The 14,749-nt window shown below is 50.6% G+C and carries 11 protein-coding genes; 3 read left to right on the top strand and 8 right to left on the bottom strand.

The window, feature by feature from the left end; all coding sequences use genetic code 11:
- Nucleotides 1-7: 7 nt before the first annotated feature.
- From deoA to purE, 6 genes are read right to left on the bottom strand one after another with little or no spacing between them, the layout of a single operon-like run.
- Complete coding sequence (gene deoA / locus CWE06_RS04940) at nt 8-1,342, bottom strand: thymidine phosphorylase (protein WP_126791776.1); 1,335 nt, start codon at nt 1,340-1,342, stop codon at nt 8-10.
- A gap of 1 nt (nt 1,343) precedes the next feature.
- The gene (deoC, locus tag CWE06_RS04935; protein ID WP_126791774.1) at nt 1,344-2,180 is read right to left on the bottom strand and encodes a deoxyribose-phosphate aldolase; all 837 of its coding nucleotides are present in this window, start codon (nt 2,178-2,180) and stop codon (nt 1,344-1,346) included.
- 10 nt (nt 2,181-2,190) lie between these two features.
- Entirely contained in the window at nt 2,191-2,637 is a 447-nt protein-coding gene (cdd, locus tag CWE06_RS04930; RefSeq protein ID WP_126791772.1) for a cytidine deaminase, read from the bottom strand.
- A gap of 37 nt (nt 2,638-2,674) precedes the next feature.
- Nucleotides 2,675-4,153 carry a glycerol kinase GlpK gene (gene glpK, locus CWE06_RS04925; RefSeq protein WP_126791770.1) on the bottom strand — a complete coding sequence of 493 codons (1,479 nt, stop codon included), beginning with the start codon at nt 4,151-4,153 and terminating at the stop codon, nt 2,675-2,677.
- A 30-nt stretch (nt 4,154-4,183) separates the two neighbouring features.
- Nucleotides 4,184-5,269 (bottom strand): ATP-grasp domain-containing protein, encoded by a 1,086-nt coding sequence (locus tag CWE06_RS04920; protein ID WP_126791768.1) that lies wholly within the window; start codon nt 5,267-5,269, stop codon nt 4,184-4,186.
- A 45-nt stretch (nt 5,270-5,314) separates the two neighbouring features.
- Nucleotides 5,315-5,803: a 5-(carboxyamino)imidazole ribonucleotide mutase gene (gene purE / locus CWE06_RS04915; protein ID WP_126791766.1), complete on the bottom strand. Its 489-nt coding sequence runs from the start codon at nt 5,801-5,803 to the stop codon at nt 5,315-5,317.
- A 183-nt stretch (nt 5,804-5,986) separates the two neighbouring features.
- On the opposite strand from purE, the gene CWE06_RS04910 reads away from it, so the two are divergent.
- A complete protein-coding gene (locus tag CWE06_RS04910; protein ID WP_126791764.1) occupies nt 5,987-8,188 on the top strand; it encodes a S46 family peptidase in 2,202 nt (733 codons plus the stop codon).
- On the opposite strand, the gene dinB is transcribed toward CWE06_RS04910, so the two are convergent.
- Nucleotides 8,136-9,236, bottom strand: coding sequence for a DNA polymerase IV (dinB, locus tag CWE06_RS04905; RefSeq protein ID WP_126791762.1), 1,101 nt, complete (start codon nt 9,234-9,236; stop codon nt 8,136-8,138). The two genes, CWE06_RS04910 and dinB, sit on opposite strands and share 53 nt — an antisense overlap.
- A gap of 173 nt (nt 9,237-9,409) precedes the next feature.
- Here dinB and CWE06_RS04900 point away from each other — a divergent pair, with 173 nt between their 5' ends.
- Both CWE06_RS04900 and CWE06_RS04895 read left to right on the top strand, forming a co-directional pair.
- Complete coding sequence (locus CWE06_RS04900) at nt 9,410-9,847, top strand: c-type cytochrome (RefSeq protein WP_241972482.1); 438 nt, start codon at nt 9,410-9,412, stop codon at nt 9,845-9,847.
- Nucleotides 9,848-10,076: 229 nt separating this feature from the next.
- Nucleotides 10,077-12,731 carry a sensor domain-containing phosphodiesterase gene (locus tag CWE06_RS04895; protein WP_126791760.1) on the top strand — a complete coding sequence of 885 codons (2,655 nt, stop codon included), beginning with the start codon at nt 10,077-10,079 and terminating at the stop codon, nt 12,729-12,731.
- On the opposite strand, the gene rep is transcribed toward CWE06_RS04895, so the two are convergent.
- Nucleotides 12,728-14,749: a DNA helicase Rep gene (rep, locus tag CWE06_RS04890; protein ID WP_126791758.1), complete on the bottom strand. Its 2,022-nt coding sequence runs from the start codon at nt 14,747-14,749 to the stop codon at nt 12,728-12,730. The two genes, CWE06_RS04895 and rep, sit on opposite strands and share 4 nt — an antisense overlap.

Below are 14,749 nucleotides of genomic sequence, written 5' to 3'. Positions count from 1 at the left end.
CCCGCTCCTAAATCTGCGCTTGTTCTGGACTAATTGTCTCATAAACCACAGGATCAAGCTTAGGCAAGTTTTCGCTTAAGGCAATCGATGCCTTCAATTCAACAGCTGCCGCTGCTGCACTGACTTCGTCCCGAGCATGAATGAATGCAAGTGGGCGCTCACTATCAACGTAAGTTCCGATTTGCTGTATATCAGTCAAGCCAACTGCATGGTCAATTGCGTCGGACGGATTGCTACGACCACCGCCAAGGGTGACGACAACCAAACCAAGCTCACGGGTCGCAACTTCACTGATATAACCGGGTGTGTCGGCGTAGACCGGCATCACAACCGGTGCTTTTGGTAAGTACCCTTGCCAATTTTCGAGGAAATCGGCTGGACCACCTAAGGCATGCACCATCTTGCCAAAGACTTCCGCCGCTTTGCCGTTGTCGAGAACTTGGTTCAGTTTGAATTCGGCCTCGTCTTTCGTGCGGGCAATGCCACTGAGTAACAACATTTGGCCACACAAGGTCATGGTTACTTCGTGTAAGCGCGGGTTGCGGCGTACGCCGGTTAAGTACTCGATTGCTTCCCGCATTTCGGTCGCATTCCCAGCGGTATCGCCGAGTGCTTGGTTCATATCGGTAATGGTAGCAGAAGTCTTCACACCGGCGCCGTTGGCAACTGCGACAATGCTATTCGCTAATGCTCGCGAGTCGTCGAGGCTGGTCATGAATGCGCCGTTACCGGTTTTCACGTCCATCGCTAGTGACTCGAGCCCAGCGGATAATTTTTTCGACAGAATTGATGCGGTAATTAACGGAATCGAATCGACCGTTGCGGTCACGTCGCGAATGCTATAGAAGCGTTTATCAGCCGGTGCTATTTCCGCGGTTTGACCAATAATGGCGACGCCGATTTCTTTTACAATGCGTTGGAAATCTTCTTGCGAAGGCTGGATATTGTAACCCGGAATACTTTCAAACTTATCTAAAGTACCGCCGGTATGACCTAAGCCACGGCCTGCGATCATCGGCACATAACCGCCACACGCTGCAACCATTGGACCGAGCATAAGACTGACCGAGTCGCTGACACCACCGGTCGAATGCTTGTCAACAATTGGGCCTGGTAGATCAAAACCATCCCATGACACAACACGACCGGAGTTCATCATTTCTTCAGTTAAAGCCACCCGTTCTGGCATCGCCATACCATTGAAATAGACCGCCATGGCAAAAGCGCCGATTTGTTCATTGGTGACTTTGCCGTTGGTAATGCCTTGAACAAAATAAGCGATTTGTTCACGCGTCAGTGTTTTTCCGTCACGTTTTGCTTTGATAATTTCTTGTGGCAACATCTTAATACCCTCCTGCAGCAGTTGCTTCGTCATTCCCTTCAAGGATGGCAACTAAATTACTTCGTACTGAACTTGCCCCTAAGCGGAATCGGCTAGCATGCAAGCTATCGCTGCCAACCGCATTGCTCATTGCGTTCATGTACACGAGTGCGTCATTGAGCGTGCGAATACCGCCAGCTGGCTTAAAGCCAATCCGATGAATACCGTGCGCTGCTGCTTTTTCTTCGGTTTGTTTTTGCTCGTAAGCAGCGATTTCATTCACCATAATAGCCGCCGCTGCAGCGGTTGCGTTTTCCGGGACTTTTCCCGTTGAAGTTTTAATGAAATCTGCACCACCTTGAATGGCAATGCGGCTTGCGAGCGCGATAAGTTCGGCGCTTTTGAGTTCGCCGGTTTCCAAAATAACTTTCAATTGTGCATGGCTACCACACTCCGCCTTACACGCTTGAATGAGCTGCAAAGCAAGTTTTTGATCGCCTTGCATGAGTGCTTGGTATGGCAGCACGACGTCAACTTCGTCAGCGCCGTAGGCAACTGCAGCGCGCGTTTCTTTTACGGCGATATCGATATCGTCACCGCCGAAGGGGAAATTGGTGACGGTCGCGATCCTTACGGCGTAAAGGTCCTGGGCGTCGAGTAACTTGCGAGCGAGTGGAATAAAGCGTGGAAAAACACACAAAGCAGCAACATGGATGCGCTCGCCCTCGGCATTTCGCCAACTCGCGCTATCGACCAAAGCTTGAATGTCGGCAACGGTTTCTTGGTCCGTTAAACTGGTTAAATCCAATAATGAAAACGCTTGCGCCGCTTGTTGTTGACGCGTGGTGAGTGCTGTCATAAGTGCTTCCTTAACCGGCCTGTTTTGGTATGAGGTGCTCAGGCCCAAACGAGTAGGGTAACAATTCACTGATAGTAATGACCTTGCGCACCCCTTCTGGGCCGCAAATGTGAATGGTGGTGTTCGGGTTAGAAAACTCGCGAATGCGTTGACGACAGCCACCGCAGGGTGACACCAAGCCGTCACCATTGCCAATGACATAGATTTCCGCGATGTCGCGGCCACCATGCATGACCATGTTGGCGATGGCTCCCGCCTCGGCGCAGGTTCCCTCTGGATATGACGCATTTTCGACGTTACAGCCAGAAAAGATTTGACCACTAGCCGTGCGAATCACTGCACCAACTGGAAAGTTCGAGTAGGGTGCGTAGGCTTGTTTCTGTGCTTCTTTCACCGCAGCGACTAAATCGTGCTCGCTTAAGCTTCTTTCGCTTGTTTGCGGGGCGCTGTTTGGCATAGCAACTCTCATTAATTTTCAAAAAAGGGGAGTTATTCTACCTGACTTTTGCCACCGCTGCTAACCAACGTTGGTAGAGTTTATCACGTTCATTTGAGGTAATTTCGGCTGAGAATGTCCCTTTTGTGCGGCAAAGTTGTTGTAGATCATGAAGTTGCTTAAATAATCCGACCTCTAAACCAGCTAAAAACGCTGTTCCGCGCGCCGTTATTTCCGCTGTATCGGCGCGCAGTACGGTGTAGCCGGTAATGTCGGCTAAGGCCTGCATAAACCAACCGTTATCAGTCATACCGCCATCGACCTTTACGGTTTCAATGGTCTGACCGTCTTCGACCATGGCTTGCAACAGGTCGCGGGTTTGCAACGCGACACTGCGTAGCGCAGCAGCGGCAAGTTGTTTTTTGCCAGTGTCACGAGTCATGCCAAATATCGCAGCTCTCGCATCCGGGTCCCAATAAGGCGCACCAAGCCCGGTAAAAGCAGGAATGAGAAGCTCGCTTTGGTCACAAGGGACACCTTCCGCCAGTCGCTCAGTTTCTGCTGCGGTTTGGATAATGCCGAGTTTGTCCCGCAACCATTGGACAATGGCGCCGGCCATAAAAATACTGCCTTCCAGTGCATAAGTAGGTTGGCCGTTGAGCTGATAACCAAGCGTGGTCAGTAACCGATGCTCAGAATGAACTTGCTCTTGCCCGGTATTGACGAGGGCAAAGCAGCCCGTTCCATAGGTGCTTTTAATGTGTCCAGGTTCCAAACAGGCCTGACCGACAAGAGCACCTTGTTGGTCACCAATCATGGCAGTAATCGGAATGTCTGCACCGAGCCAGCTACTGTCGGCCACACCGAAATGATGAGCATTGTCTTCAATGCTTGGCAGCATGGCCATGGGTACGGCAAATAATTCGCAGAGCTCAGAGTCCCATTGACGGGAGCTGAGGTTCATCAGTTGTGTGCGTGAGGCGTTGGTCGCGTCGGTGGCGTGAACTTGGCCTTTGGTTAAACGCCACAGCAGAAAGCAGTCGATGGTACCAAAGGCGAGCTCGCCCGCTTCAGCACGCGCTCTAGCGCCTTTCACATGGTCCAGCATCCAAGCCACTTTGGTTGCCGAAAAGTAGGGATCAAGGAGCAGACCGGTGCGTTTTTGCACCCATGGTTCGTGATTAGCTTGTTGCAGTTGACGGCATTGCTCTGCGGTGCGGCGGTCTTGCCAAACGATGGCGCGATGAATCGGCTTGCCAGTTTTGAGGTCCCAAACCACGCTGGTCTCGCGCTGGTTAGTAATACCGATGCCAGCCACGTCGTGCGCTTGCACGTTGGCGTCGGTGAGTGCTTGGCGGCAGGCTTGCAGGGTGGTTTGCCAAATTTCTTCAGGATCGTGCTCGACATAGCCATTGGCCGGGAAGTACTGTTTAAATTCGAACTGACCGCGACCGACGACTTGTAAGCGGGCGTTATAGAGCATGGCACGACTTGAAGTCGTGCCTTGATCGATGGCTAAGATATAAGTTTTGCTCACTATCGTTACTCTTTCCAACCATGGGAAAGTCTACGATAGCAGTTGCAGCGCCTCTGTCCAGTCGGAAACTAAGGTATGAGCCTGCTGTTCGCTGATATCGCGGAAATTAACATGGCCCACTTTGCGGCCCACACGCGGCTCTTTGCCATACCAGTACACTTGACTGTGCGGGTGCTGCCACAGTGTCGGTGGTACTTGTTCGCAGCCAATGGCATTGAGCATGAGAGTTGGCGTCATCGACAGCTCTGGGAAAGGCATGTTCGTGAGCGCGCGAATATGCAGGTCAAATTGACTCGCATTACAGCCAGTTAAAGTCCAGTGCCCGGAGTTGTGTACTCGCGGCGCAATTTCGTTTACCAGTAACTCGGCTTGCTCGCCTGCACCGACGACAAAAAACTCGATGGCTAACGTGCCAACATAGCCTAAATGTTCGGTAATTTTACGAAAAGCCGCTTCGGCAGTTTGCTGCAGATGCGCAGGGAACGTCTGAAAGCCTGCAAACGTATGACTTAAAATACCTTGGCGATGAACGTTTTCAACCAAGGGGTAGCAAATAATTCGACCGTCGCGTGCCCGTGCGCCAACAATCGACACCTCACAGCTGAACGGGATCATGGCTTCAATAATGCCCGGTTGTTGGCCGGCTTGCGAAACTAACGCTTGCACGTCGTCACCTGGGTGCCATCGCCACTGGCTTTTACCATCGTAACCGCCAAATGAAGCCTTAATCACGACCGCTTGTTGCCACTCGGTCATGGCTTCTAAGAATGAGCTTTGCGAGTCGTATGAATTCCAAGGCGCGGTTGCAATACCGAGCGAGTCGCACATGGCTTTTTCCAGCTGGCGGTGCGTCAGTGGTCTGATTTTCTCGGCATCGGTAAGTAGTTTATCGGCAGCTAATTGGACATGCTCAGGGTCGAGTTGTTCATGCTCCCAACTGACGACGTCAGCCCACTCCATGGCTTCAGCAATACTCATAGGCAGTGCAACATGAGCAGCTGCGGGCACAACTTGGTTGCTGCGAGTATTCACCAAAAGGACTTCATGCCCCAGTTGAATGCAGCTCTGTGCCAGCATTTGCCCGAGTTGACCGTTGCCCAAAATCAGAAGTTTCATGCTTATCTCTCGCTCCAACTTATTCATGGTCTGCTGCAGAGGGGGTTAGTTTAGCTCCAACTTACTATTGGCTAAAACTTTCTCACGTTGTTCGTGGCGGAAAGCGATCACTTTTTCGCGAACACTCGGCTCGGTGGTTGCTATTACTTGTGCTGCAAGCAAGCCAGCATTTGCAGCACCCGCTTCGCCGACTGCCAGGGTGCCGACGGCAACGCCTTTGGGCATCTGCACAATCGAAAGCAAACTGTCGAGGCCTTTTAATTGCTTGCTCGGTACTGGAACACCAAATACGGGTAAATGCGTAAAGGCTGCGAGCATGCCCGGCAAGTGGGCAGCACCGCCTGCGCCTGCAATCACTACGCGAACATCGCTTTGCTCGGCTTCTTGCATGGTGGTGGCTAATAAATCTGGCGTGCGATGCGCAGAAACGACGCGCGCTTCCCATTGCACACCGAGATCTTCAAGCATGCGCGCTGCGGCTTGCATGACTGGCCAGTCCGAGGTTGAACCCATTAAAATCAGCACAGATGCCATGGTTTGCTCCTGCAGTAGCGGTTGCGGAAAAATTAAGGCGCGGATTATAGCAGCATCCGAGGGTTTTTTGCACGGATTCTAAACAAGGCTGCCGACAGGCCTGTTAAAAAAATGTGTAATTTTAATCCGGTCGCATCGAAACTGGCGTACAATTGAAGCGGTCAACCTCAGCTAGGAAAGGACATGGATTTAGCCCGAACACGCCCATCGCTTGCTTCTGCAGCTGCTCAAGTCTGCGGTGCCGCTGCTATTCTGTTGGCGATTTGGCTCAGTACGATCGTGACCGCACACACAGTCGTTGCAGAAGAAGGGCTGTGGTTACCTGAGCAACAACCGCCATGGTCACCTCCGCCAGCGTCTGCGATAGTCAAAGTCGGCGGTTGTTCGGGTACCTTTGTTTCGCCGACCGGTTTAGTCCTAACCAACCACCACTGTATCTTAGAAGTACTGCAATATCGTTCAACGGTCGAGCAAAACTATTTTAGCGATGGTTATTTAGGGCTGCGGCCAGAGCTCGAGCTTCGCGCTCCGCGTGATTTCACTGTGCAAGTCACTCTTAGCCGCACCGACGTAACCGAGCAGGTCCTTCAAGGTGTCACGCCAAGACTCACTGGTGCAGCGCGGTTTAACCAAATTGCAAATAACCGCAACGAAGTTTTACGCCGCTGTGAGCAACAGAAGAACGTGCAGTGTCGTGTGGTTGAGCACTATGGCGGCCAAGGTTACTTACTTGTCGCGGATCGAGTTTTCCCGCAGGCTCGCTTAGTTTGGGCGCCCCCCGTTGCCGTGGGGCATTTCGGCGGCGTTGAAGATAACTGGCAATGGCCGCGTCATAGCGCCGATCTCGCATTAATTCGGGTGTATGACGAAAACGGTAAACCCTATCAACCACCGGAATGGTTGCCTTTGTCGCCTGCGGCGACAGCGGAGAATGAACATGTATTTGTGGCCGGTTTTCCGGGTGTAACCCAGCGCTATCGGCCGGTTGCAGAGGCACAATTGGCGTTCACACATTTTTACCCAAACGCTATTCGTTATTTACAATCTTGGCTGACTATCGTTAATTCGTTCGCTCTTGATAACCCTGAGGTTGCGCTGCGTTACGCACCCACGCGCGTGCGCTGGGGTAATCGGTTACAGAATTATCTGGGCATGCTCGAAGAGGGTGAACATGAGTCGATATTGACGCAGTTAACCATGGCTCAAAATGATTATCAGCAATGGCTGCAGGCGCAGGAGCGGGGCGACCAGTATCAACAAAGTTTGGCATTATTGCAGCGGGCCATAACCTCTCGCGAAAATCATATCCAGCGCCAGTTGTGGTGGAGTTTCTTTCAAGAACTGCGCTTGCCAGCAATCGCACAACATTTGTATCGCCTTGCGCAAGAAGCAAATCGGCCCGATGATCGTCGCACTCGTGGTTATCAAGTGCAACAAATTCCCGCATTACGATCACAGCTATTAAGTTTACAACGACAGTTTGACCGCTCAGTCGAAATAGAGCTGCTTGTGTCGCTGCTGTTAGCGCACGAGAAACTTCCGGAAAATCAAAAAATTGGCTTTATTCGGGAATTCTTTCAACTCGACAATCATGCTTCCGAGTCAGAGTTGCGCGAGTTCGTGACCCAGATTTATGCGTCGACGCAATTACACGATAGTGACACGATCGAAGCGCTTATGGGTGCCAACTTGACTGACTTGCGACGCAGCTCTGACGCCTGGATTCAATTTTCCGTGACGACAGCAGACAGTCGCTTAGAATGGGATTTGCTTGAACGTGAACTGCGAGGTCTTGAGCAACAAGGCAATGCTTTGTGGTACAGGGGCTTGCGCCAGTTTAAGCGAGCACAACAAAATCGCTTGGCAGACAATGCCAACCGAACGTATCGTTTAAGTCGAGGTCAGGTGACAGCGGTTACCGAAGGCACAAGCAAAACCACCATGAGTTCGTTGTTTAATTTAGCTGGTAGTGCGGAGCGGTATGAGCTGCCATTTGCGATGCATGCGGCTGTCGCAGTGCACGGTGCAGGCTGTTTGGCGAATAACATGGATGAACTGACCTTAAATTTCTTGTCGACGGCAGATGGTACAGGCGGTAGCTCCGGCAGTCCGACTCTGAACGCAAAAGGCGAGCTTATTGGCTTGGTCTTTGACAGCACCACGCCCGCAATTCTGAGCGACTGGTTATTTTCTGCGGAGCGTCATCGACTGATTCACGCCGATGTTCGCTACTTACTGTGGCTGTTGCGTTACGTTTATCAAGCCAATGAATTACTCGAAGAGCTTGGTTTTAGCGAAACTGAAGAAGGTTGTTATTTACATGGCGAAGCGATTATTCCAGGTCCAACTCTAACTGACGCTGTTCATCCGGATCCGGAAGAGTAATGCCGAGTCCCAATAAACGGACAGAACGGTCTCGGCTGCGCGGCCAAGCTTCTTGCAGTAACTGATAATACAGTGCCGGTGAAACCCGGTTCGACACCTTGCTGACCGTGGTTTGATTAAAGTCATGAAACTTCAGTTTGACCGTTTGTGCTTTGGCACGGATATCTTGCCAGCGCAGGTTCTCCATGTGTTTGTACTCCGACACCTGCTGCAATCTTTTGCGTAATGCCGGAAGTAAAGTGGTTTCCAAAAATCGCTCCGCTTCTTTGACGTGATGGAAGTCGCGGTGCAGGGTTTCCTCAACACTGATTTGTTTGCGGGTGCGCGAGAGGCTTACCGGCCGGTCATCGACACCAAGGCAGCGCTGAAACAGCAACATGCCAGCATGGTCACCCAATAGTCGTTGCAGTTTCGCCGGATCGCACTGTTGAATGTCGCGAACAACATTAAAGCCAGCTGCCGCTAATCGCTCTTGGCTTTTCGGCCCAACGCCAGGAATTCGCCGAATCGGCAAAGCCGCTAAATAGTTCACTATTTGCTCGGGTGGAACAACAAACTGACCGTCCGGCTTGTTTTCTTCGGACGCAATTTTCGCTACCATTTTCTGACTAGAAACACCGGCTGAGGCAGTAATACCGATGCTTCGTAACTCACTACGAATGGCTTCGAGTGTGCGTGTTGCACTCCCTTGAAAGGCTGTATTGGCGGTCAAATCAAGATAAAATTCGTCAATCGATGCCGGTTCAACTAAGTCGGTGTAGCGTAATAAAATTTCATAAACGCGCTTCGACATGGCTTTGTATTTTGCCATGTTAGGCTTAACGAAAATAAGTTGTGGGCAAAGCTTGCGTGCTTGATGACCGGGCATTGCACTGCGCACACCAAATTGCCGAGCAAGATAGTTGCAGGTTGCCACAACCCCGCGCTCACCACCGCCGCCAACCGCAAATGGCTGGTTACGGAGTTCTGGGTTATCGAGCACTTCGACTGCAGCGAAGAAAGCATCGAGATCGAGCAAGGCGATTTTCCGCACTCGCGTTGTTGCCATAACGTGCACCGAAGATTGAACCGAATTGGGCTGCGTATCGTTTTAAAGGTGACGGCAATGTTAACACAATTCTTAGTCACAAGAGTTTCATCCAAAGAATTTTGGCGTTATAATCGCCGCAAACCTATCTCAGAATTTGAGATAATCGCCACTGAATCGATCAGGAGAAGGCCGTGAAGTTGTCAAATCTGTTAAGTTGGAAAAAAGTTGTAACTGTTGTTGCGGGTATTGCCGTAGCAGGTGGTGTCATGGCGATGTCTGCACAAGACATGTCTCGCGAAGCCATTGCTGAGCGTATTAAGCCGGTGGCGAAAGTTCGCTTAGCTGGTGACGAAACAGCGCAAGCAAATGGTCAGCAGGCCGCAGAAGGTGGTCGTTCGGCAGAACAAGTTTATAACCAAGCGTGTGCGGCGTGTCATACGTCTGGCGTGCTCGGTGCTCCGCGCAAAGGTAACGCAGACGACTGGACTGACCGTTTAGCGCAAGGCATGGATGTTCTGCTTGAGCACTCTATTAACGGCTTCAATGCAATGCCTCCACGTGGCGGCTGCATGAACTGTACTGACGAAGAAATTGAAGCAGCGATTGAGTACATGATCGAAGGCCTATAAGCCTGAACGTTGCTGATTTTTAGCTGTCAAAAAGCGAGAATGATATTTAAAAAACCGCTCCTTGTGAGCGGTTTTTTGTTTCTGTAACATCCACTTAACAAATTCGTTGCTTTCTTGTGTAGTCAATATATACTGAAAGTTGTTTTGCTTGTTAAGCTCATGATGAGTTAAATGCAAGCCAGTGCCGAGTAAAAAAACAATATATTCTATCTACGGCAAGTGAGAAGCAATGAGTGCTGCGGCGGAAGAGAATCATTCGTCAATGACAATTCGGCGACTCGAGAAGGTTGTCGCCCGATTAAAAATACTGACGCAAAAATACCGTCAAGCTGAAGTGATTCAGCAGGCGCTCTTTCGCATTTCCGAATTAGCAGCCTCCGCGCAAAACATGGATCAAATCTATACCTCGGTCCATCGCATTATTGGCAAGCTGATGGCAGCCAAGAACTTCTACATTTGTGTTTACTCCGAAGACCGCAAAACGTTCAACTTCCCGTATTTTGTCGACCAATACGACGACGCTCGTACCATTGCGGAGATCCCCGTTGAAAACCTAATGCGTGGCATGACGGGTTATATTTTGCGTAGCGGCCAGCCCTTATTAGCACCGAAATCACATATTGAGCAGTTGGTTGAAGAGGGTGAGATTCGATTCCTTGGCTCATTGCCGGTGGACTGGCTTGGTGTGCCACTCATTGCCAACGACGAGCTCATTGGCGCCATGGTTGTCCAGAGTTATGAAGAAGAGGTACGTTACGGTAACGAAGACCTTGAGCTGCTGATGTTCGTGTCGCAGCACGTAGTGAACGCTTTAGAGCGCTTCCGGCAACGCGAATTCCTCGAGTCACAAGTTGCCAAGCGTACGGCTGAGCTCAGCAGTATCAACAAAAATTTGCGCAAAGAGATTGTCGACCGCGAGAAAGCAGAGCTGCAAAATGCCGTACTGTACTCAATCTCTGAATTGACTAACTCTGCAGCGGATATGCAAAGCTTTTATCAGGCATTGCATCGCGAGGTGTCGCGCTTAATAACGGTCGATAACTTCTTTATCGCGTTAATGACAGAGAATCGTCAGCAGGTTTACTTTCCGTATTATGTCGATGAAAGTGGCTTCAAAGCGAAGCAGCGCAGTTTGCAAAAAGGCTTAACTGAGTACGTTATTCGCTCGCGTAAACCTTTGTTTGTTGACCGTAAAGTTCGTGATGCACTGGTTGCCAAAGGTGAGATTGCGGTTTCCGAATCGCGTGGTCAATTGGCGTACCAATGGTTAGGTTCACCGCTGATGGTGGACGGTAAAACCTTTGGCGTGATTGCAACCCAAACCTATTCCAAAGACAAGTCGTTTTCACCTGAAGATCTCGAGCTACTGAATTTCGTTGCACACCATGTCTCGGTTGCAATTGAACGTCGACGGGCGGCTGAGCAGTTGGCGAAAGCGAATACGTTCCTCGAGCGTCGGATTGCCGAACGCACCGAAGAGCTCGTTGAAGAAATTGAACGTCGGAAGGAAATCGAAGCAAAGCTGTTTCACGATGCGCACCATGACACGCTTACAGGTTTACCGAACCGCGCCATGTTTAGTGAGCGGGTGAAAACCGCACTGTTGCGTCAGAAGCGCCATCCGGAAGAAAACTTCGCTTTGCTTTTCGTTGACCTCGACCGCTTCAAAAATATTAATGACACCTTAGGACACTCAGCGGGTGACTTGTTCCTACTGGAAGTGAGTCGACGGATTAACAGTGCTATTCGTGAGCTCGATTTTTTAGCTCGCTTGGGTGGTGATGAGTTCGTTATTTTACTTGAGCCGATTAAAACCTTGGATGACGCGAAAGACGTGGCAACGCGTATTATCGATGTGATGAAAGAACCGTTTGAGCTGAATGGTCAGCAGCACTTTTCGGGTGCGAGTATCGGTATTGCTACCAGCCATGGGCCGGATGATTCGGTCGACCGCCTACTGCGCGACGCAGACGCGGCTATGTACGAAGCGAAAAGTATGGGGCGTGGCCGGTATGTGATTTTCGATGAAGCCATTCGCAATGGTTTGGTGACCGCTTTAAATCAAGAAATGGCGCTGCGTCACGCACAAGCGAAGAAAGACTTCCTACTGTGGATGCAACCTATTTATCAACTGGCGGGTGATGAGTCGCAGCGTCAAGTGGTTGCCTACGAAGCGTTGGTTCGTTGGCAGCGTGGTGAAAATACCATTCTTCCAAGTGAGTTCTTGGCCTTGGCGGAACGCTCGGGAGCAATTATAGAAATTGACCGTTGGGTGCTTGAGCATGCCATTAAGCTGCAAAAAAGTGTGTGTCAGAGTAAGTCCGACTGCGCTCCAGTCCATGTCAACTTGTGCGTGCAGCACTTATTGCGCCCGCGCCATATTCAAGCGCTAATTGACACAGCAACAGAAGCCCAAGCTCAATTTGACAAAATTGTCTTAGAGTTTGGTGAGGAAGCGCTACAGCAGGAAGACTCACGGCGCATTATGGCTAGCCTGCGGAAGTTAAAAGACGCTGGTTTTACGCTGGCATTGGACGACTTTGGCCGCACGACAGGGCCATTGCATTTTATTTACAACTTCCCGTTCGACATTATTAAGCTCGATCGTCGTTTTATTAAGCAGGTTGGCCACAAAGAACGCGCCCAAGCCATGGTTCGCCACATCGTGACCCTGTGTCAGGATTTATGTATTGAGCTCACCGCGGAAGGCATTGAAACAGAAGAGCAAATTGATGTGCTGCTTGAGCTTGGAGTGCGCATCGGACAGGGGAATTTGCTCGGTGAAGCTGGAACTTTGCCATTACCACAGCAAGTCGTTAGTCAAAAAACGAAGAACACCGGCAAACTAGCCGAATCTCCGACAAAGACGGTGACGGCAACCTAAGACCCTCGCAACATTGCCCGCAAACGCGCTACATTCGACTCCGTTCGTTGTTGCTTTTGTTCTAATGACTCCGGTTTACGTTGGTCTTCCCACTCAATATCGTCCTGTGGCAACTCCATTAAAAAGCGACTCACTTCTGGCCTTATGACTTCCCCGTATTGGCGACGCTCTTTTGCCAGCGTAAAGACGAGCTTTTGTTGGGCGCGAGTAATGCCAACGTAGGCTAACCGCCGCTCTTCTTCAATATCGTCATTATCGATACTGGTTTGATGCGGCAGCAGGCCTTCTTCCATACCGACGAGGAAAACATAAGGAAACTCGAGTCCTTTAGAGGCGTGTAACGTCATAAGTTGCACTTGGTCGCCGTCTTCGTCTTCTTCTTGGCGCGAAAGCATGTCGCGTAACACTAAACGCGCTACGACTTGCTCCAACGACATCGGCTCGTTGTCGTCGTTGCCCATCAGCATTTCACTAACCCAACGGTAGAGCTCGTTGACGTTTTTAATGCGCATTTCCGCCGCCGTCGGGCTGCCACTGGTTTCAAACAACCAGTCTTCGTAGTGAATGTCTTGCAAGAGCTGTTTCACCGCAGTGGTGGCGTGCTGTTCACCCGAATCAGACTCGCGCGCCGCATGTTGAATCAGCTGACAAAACTGTTGTAAGTCTTGGTAAGCACGGGTGGCCAAAATCGTTTTTAAGCCGGGATGCAAAGCTGCGGCAAATAAACTCAGCTTTTCCTGATGGGCAAACTCGCCAATTCGTTCCATGGTTTGCGGGCCGATGCCACGACGCGGGGTGTTCACGATCCGCAAAAACGCATTGTCGTCGTCGGGGTTCACCACTAAACGCAAGTAAGCCAGAATATCTTTGATTTCCGCGCGCGCAAAAAATGATTGCCCACCAGTAATTTTGTAAGGGATACGGTTGTTCATCAGCGCCTTTTCAAACAAGCGCGATTGATGATTACCACGATAGAGAATGGCGTAGTCACCATAGCGGGTATTGTCTAAAAAGCGCTCACGTATAATTTCGGCCACCACGCGTTCGGCTTCGTTCTCTTCGTTCTTGCCGTAAATCACGCGCAACGGGTCGCCGTACTGCATGGACGACACTAATTTCTTTTCAAACAAGTGCGGATTATTCGCAATTAAGATGTTGGCACTTTTTAGAATGCGCCCAACCGAACGGTAATTTTGTTCAAGTTTGATCACTTTTAAACTTGGAAAATGTTGCTGCAGTAATCCTAAGTTTTCTGGCTGTGCGCCGCGCCATGAGTAAATACTCTGATCGTCGTCGCCCACCACGGTAAAGCGAGCTCGTTCGCCGACGAGCAAGCGCACTAACTGATACTGGCTACTATTGGTGTCTTGATATTCGTCGACGAGGAGATAGCGAATACGCTGTTGCCAGCGCTGGCGCACTTCTGGAACTTGTTGTAAGAGCAAGGTTGGCAACAAGATCAGGTCGTCAAAGTCGAGCGCATTGCAGGCTTTCATGTTGCGTTGGTAGGCCGTGTAGAGTTCAGCAAAAAGCTGTTCTTCAGCGTCGCCAGGCGTTGGTTGTACCTGCTCAGGTAGCAACATCGCGTTCTTCCAGTGGCTAATCTTTTGCTGCAAGCGCTGCAAAATTGCTTTGTCACCGTCGATGCTATCTTCCGATAAAGCATTGAGCAGCGCAAAACTGTCTTGATCATCAAACAATGAAAAGCCAGGTTTGAAGCCAAGCATGCTAACTTCGCGTCGGATCATGTCGAGACCAAGCGTATGGAAAGTGGAGACGCGCAGCCCACGACAATTCTTCCGACCTAAACGCAAACTGATGCGCTCGCGCATTTCGCGGGCGGCCTTATTAGTAAAGGTCACTGCAGCTATATGATGTGGTTTATAGCCGGCACTATTGACTAGATAGGCAATCTTTTCGGTGATCACGCGGGTTTTGCCACTACCAGCACCAGCGAGCACCAAAGTTGGGCCACTAATGTATTCCACGGCTGCTTGCTGTTGTGGGTTGAGTTGCAT

The organism is Aliidiomarina haloalkalitolerans (assembly GCF_003987315.1).
GTDB lineage: Bacteria > Pseudomonadota > Gammaproteobacteria > Enterobacterales > Alteromonadaceae > Aliidiomarina > Aliidiomarina haloalkalitolerans.
Note: the sequence above shows the minus strand (reverse complement) of the source record. Positions and strands in the feature narration are given on the sequence as shown.

Excerpts from the sequence above, each read along its gene's own strand:
- CWE06_RS04910 (WP_126791764.1), top strand. The coding sequence starts at position 5,987 with ATGGATTTAGCCCGAACACGCCCATCGCTTGCTTCTGCAGCTGCTCAA.
- purE (WP_126791766.1), bottom strand. The coding sequence starts at position 5,803 with ATGGCATCTGTGCTGATTTTAATGGGTTCAACCTCGGACTGGCCAGTC.
- CWE06_RS04920 (WP_126791768.1), bottom strand. The coding sequence starts at position 5,269 with ATGAAACTTCTGATTTTGGGCAACGGTCAACTCGGGCAAATGCTGGCA.
- dinB (WP_126791762.1), bottom strand. The coding sequence starts at position 9,236 with ATGGCAACAACGCGAGTGCGGAAAATCGCCTTGCTCGATCTCGATGCT.
- deoA (WP_126791776.1), bottom strand. The coding sequence starts at position 1,342 with ATGTTGCCACAAGAAATTATCAAAGCAAAACGTGACGGAAAAACACTG.
- cdd (WP_126791772.1), bottom strand. The coding sequence starts at position 2,637 with ATGCCAAACAGCGCCCCGCAAACAAGCGAAAGAAGCTTAAGCGAGCAC.
- CWE06_RS04895 (WP_126791760.1), top strand. The coding sequence starts at position 10,077 with ATGAGTGCTGCGGCGGAAGAGAATCATTCGTCAATGACAATTCGGCGA.
- rep (WP_126791758.1), bottom strand. The coding sequence starts at position 14,749 with ATGCAACTCAACCCACAACAGCAAGCAGCCGTGGAATACATTAGTGGC.
- deoC (WP_126791774.1), bottom strand. The coding sequence starts at position 2,180 with ATGACAGCACTCACCACGCGTCAACAACAAGCGGCGCAAGCGTTTTCA.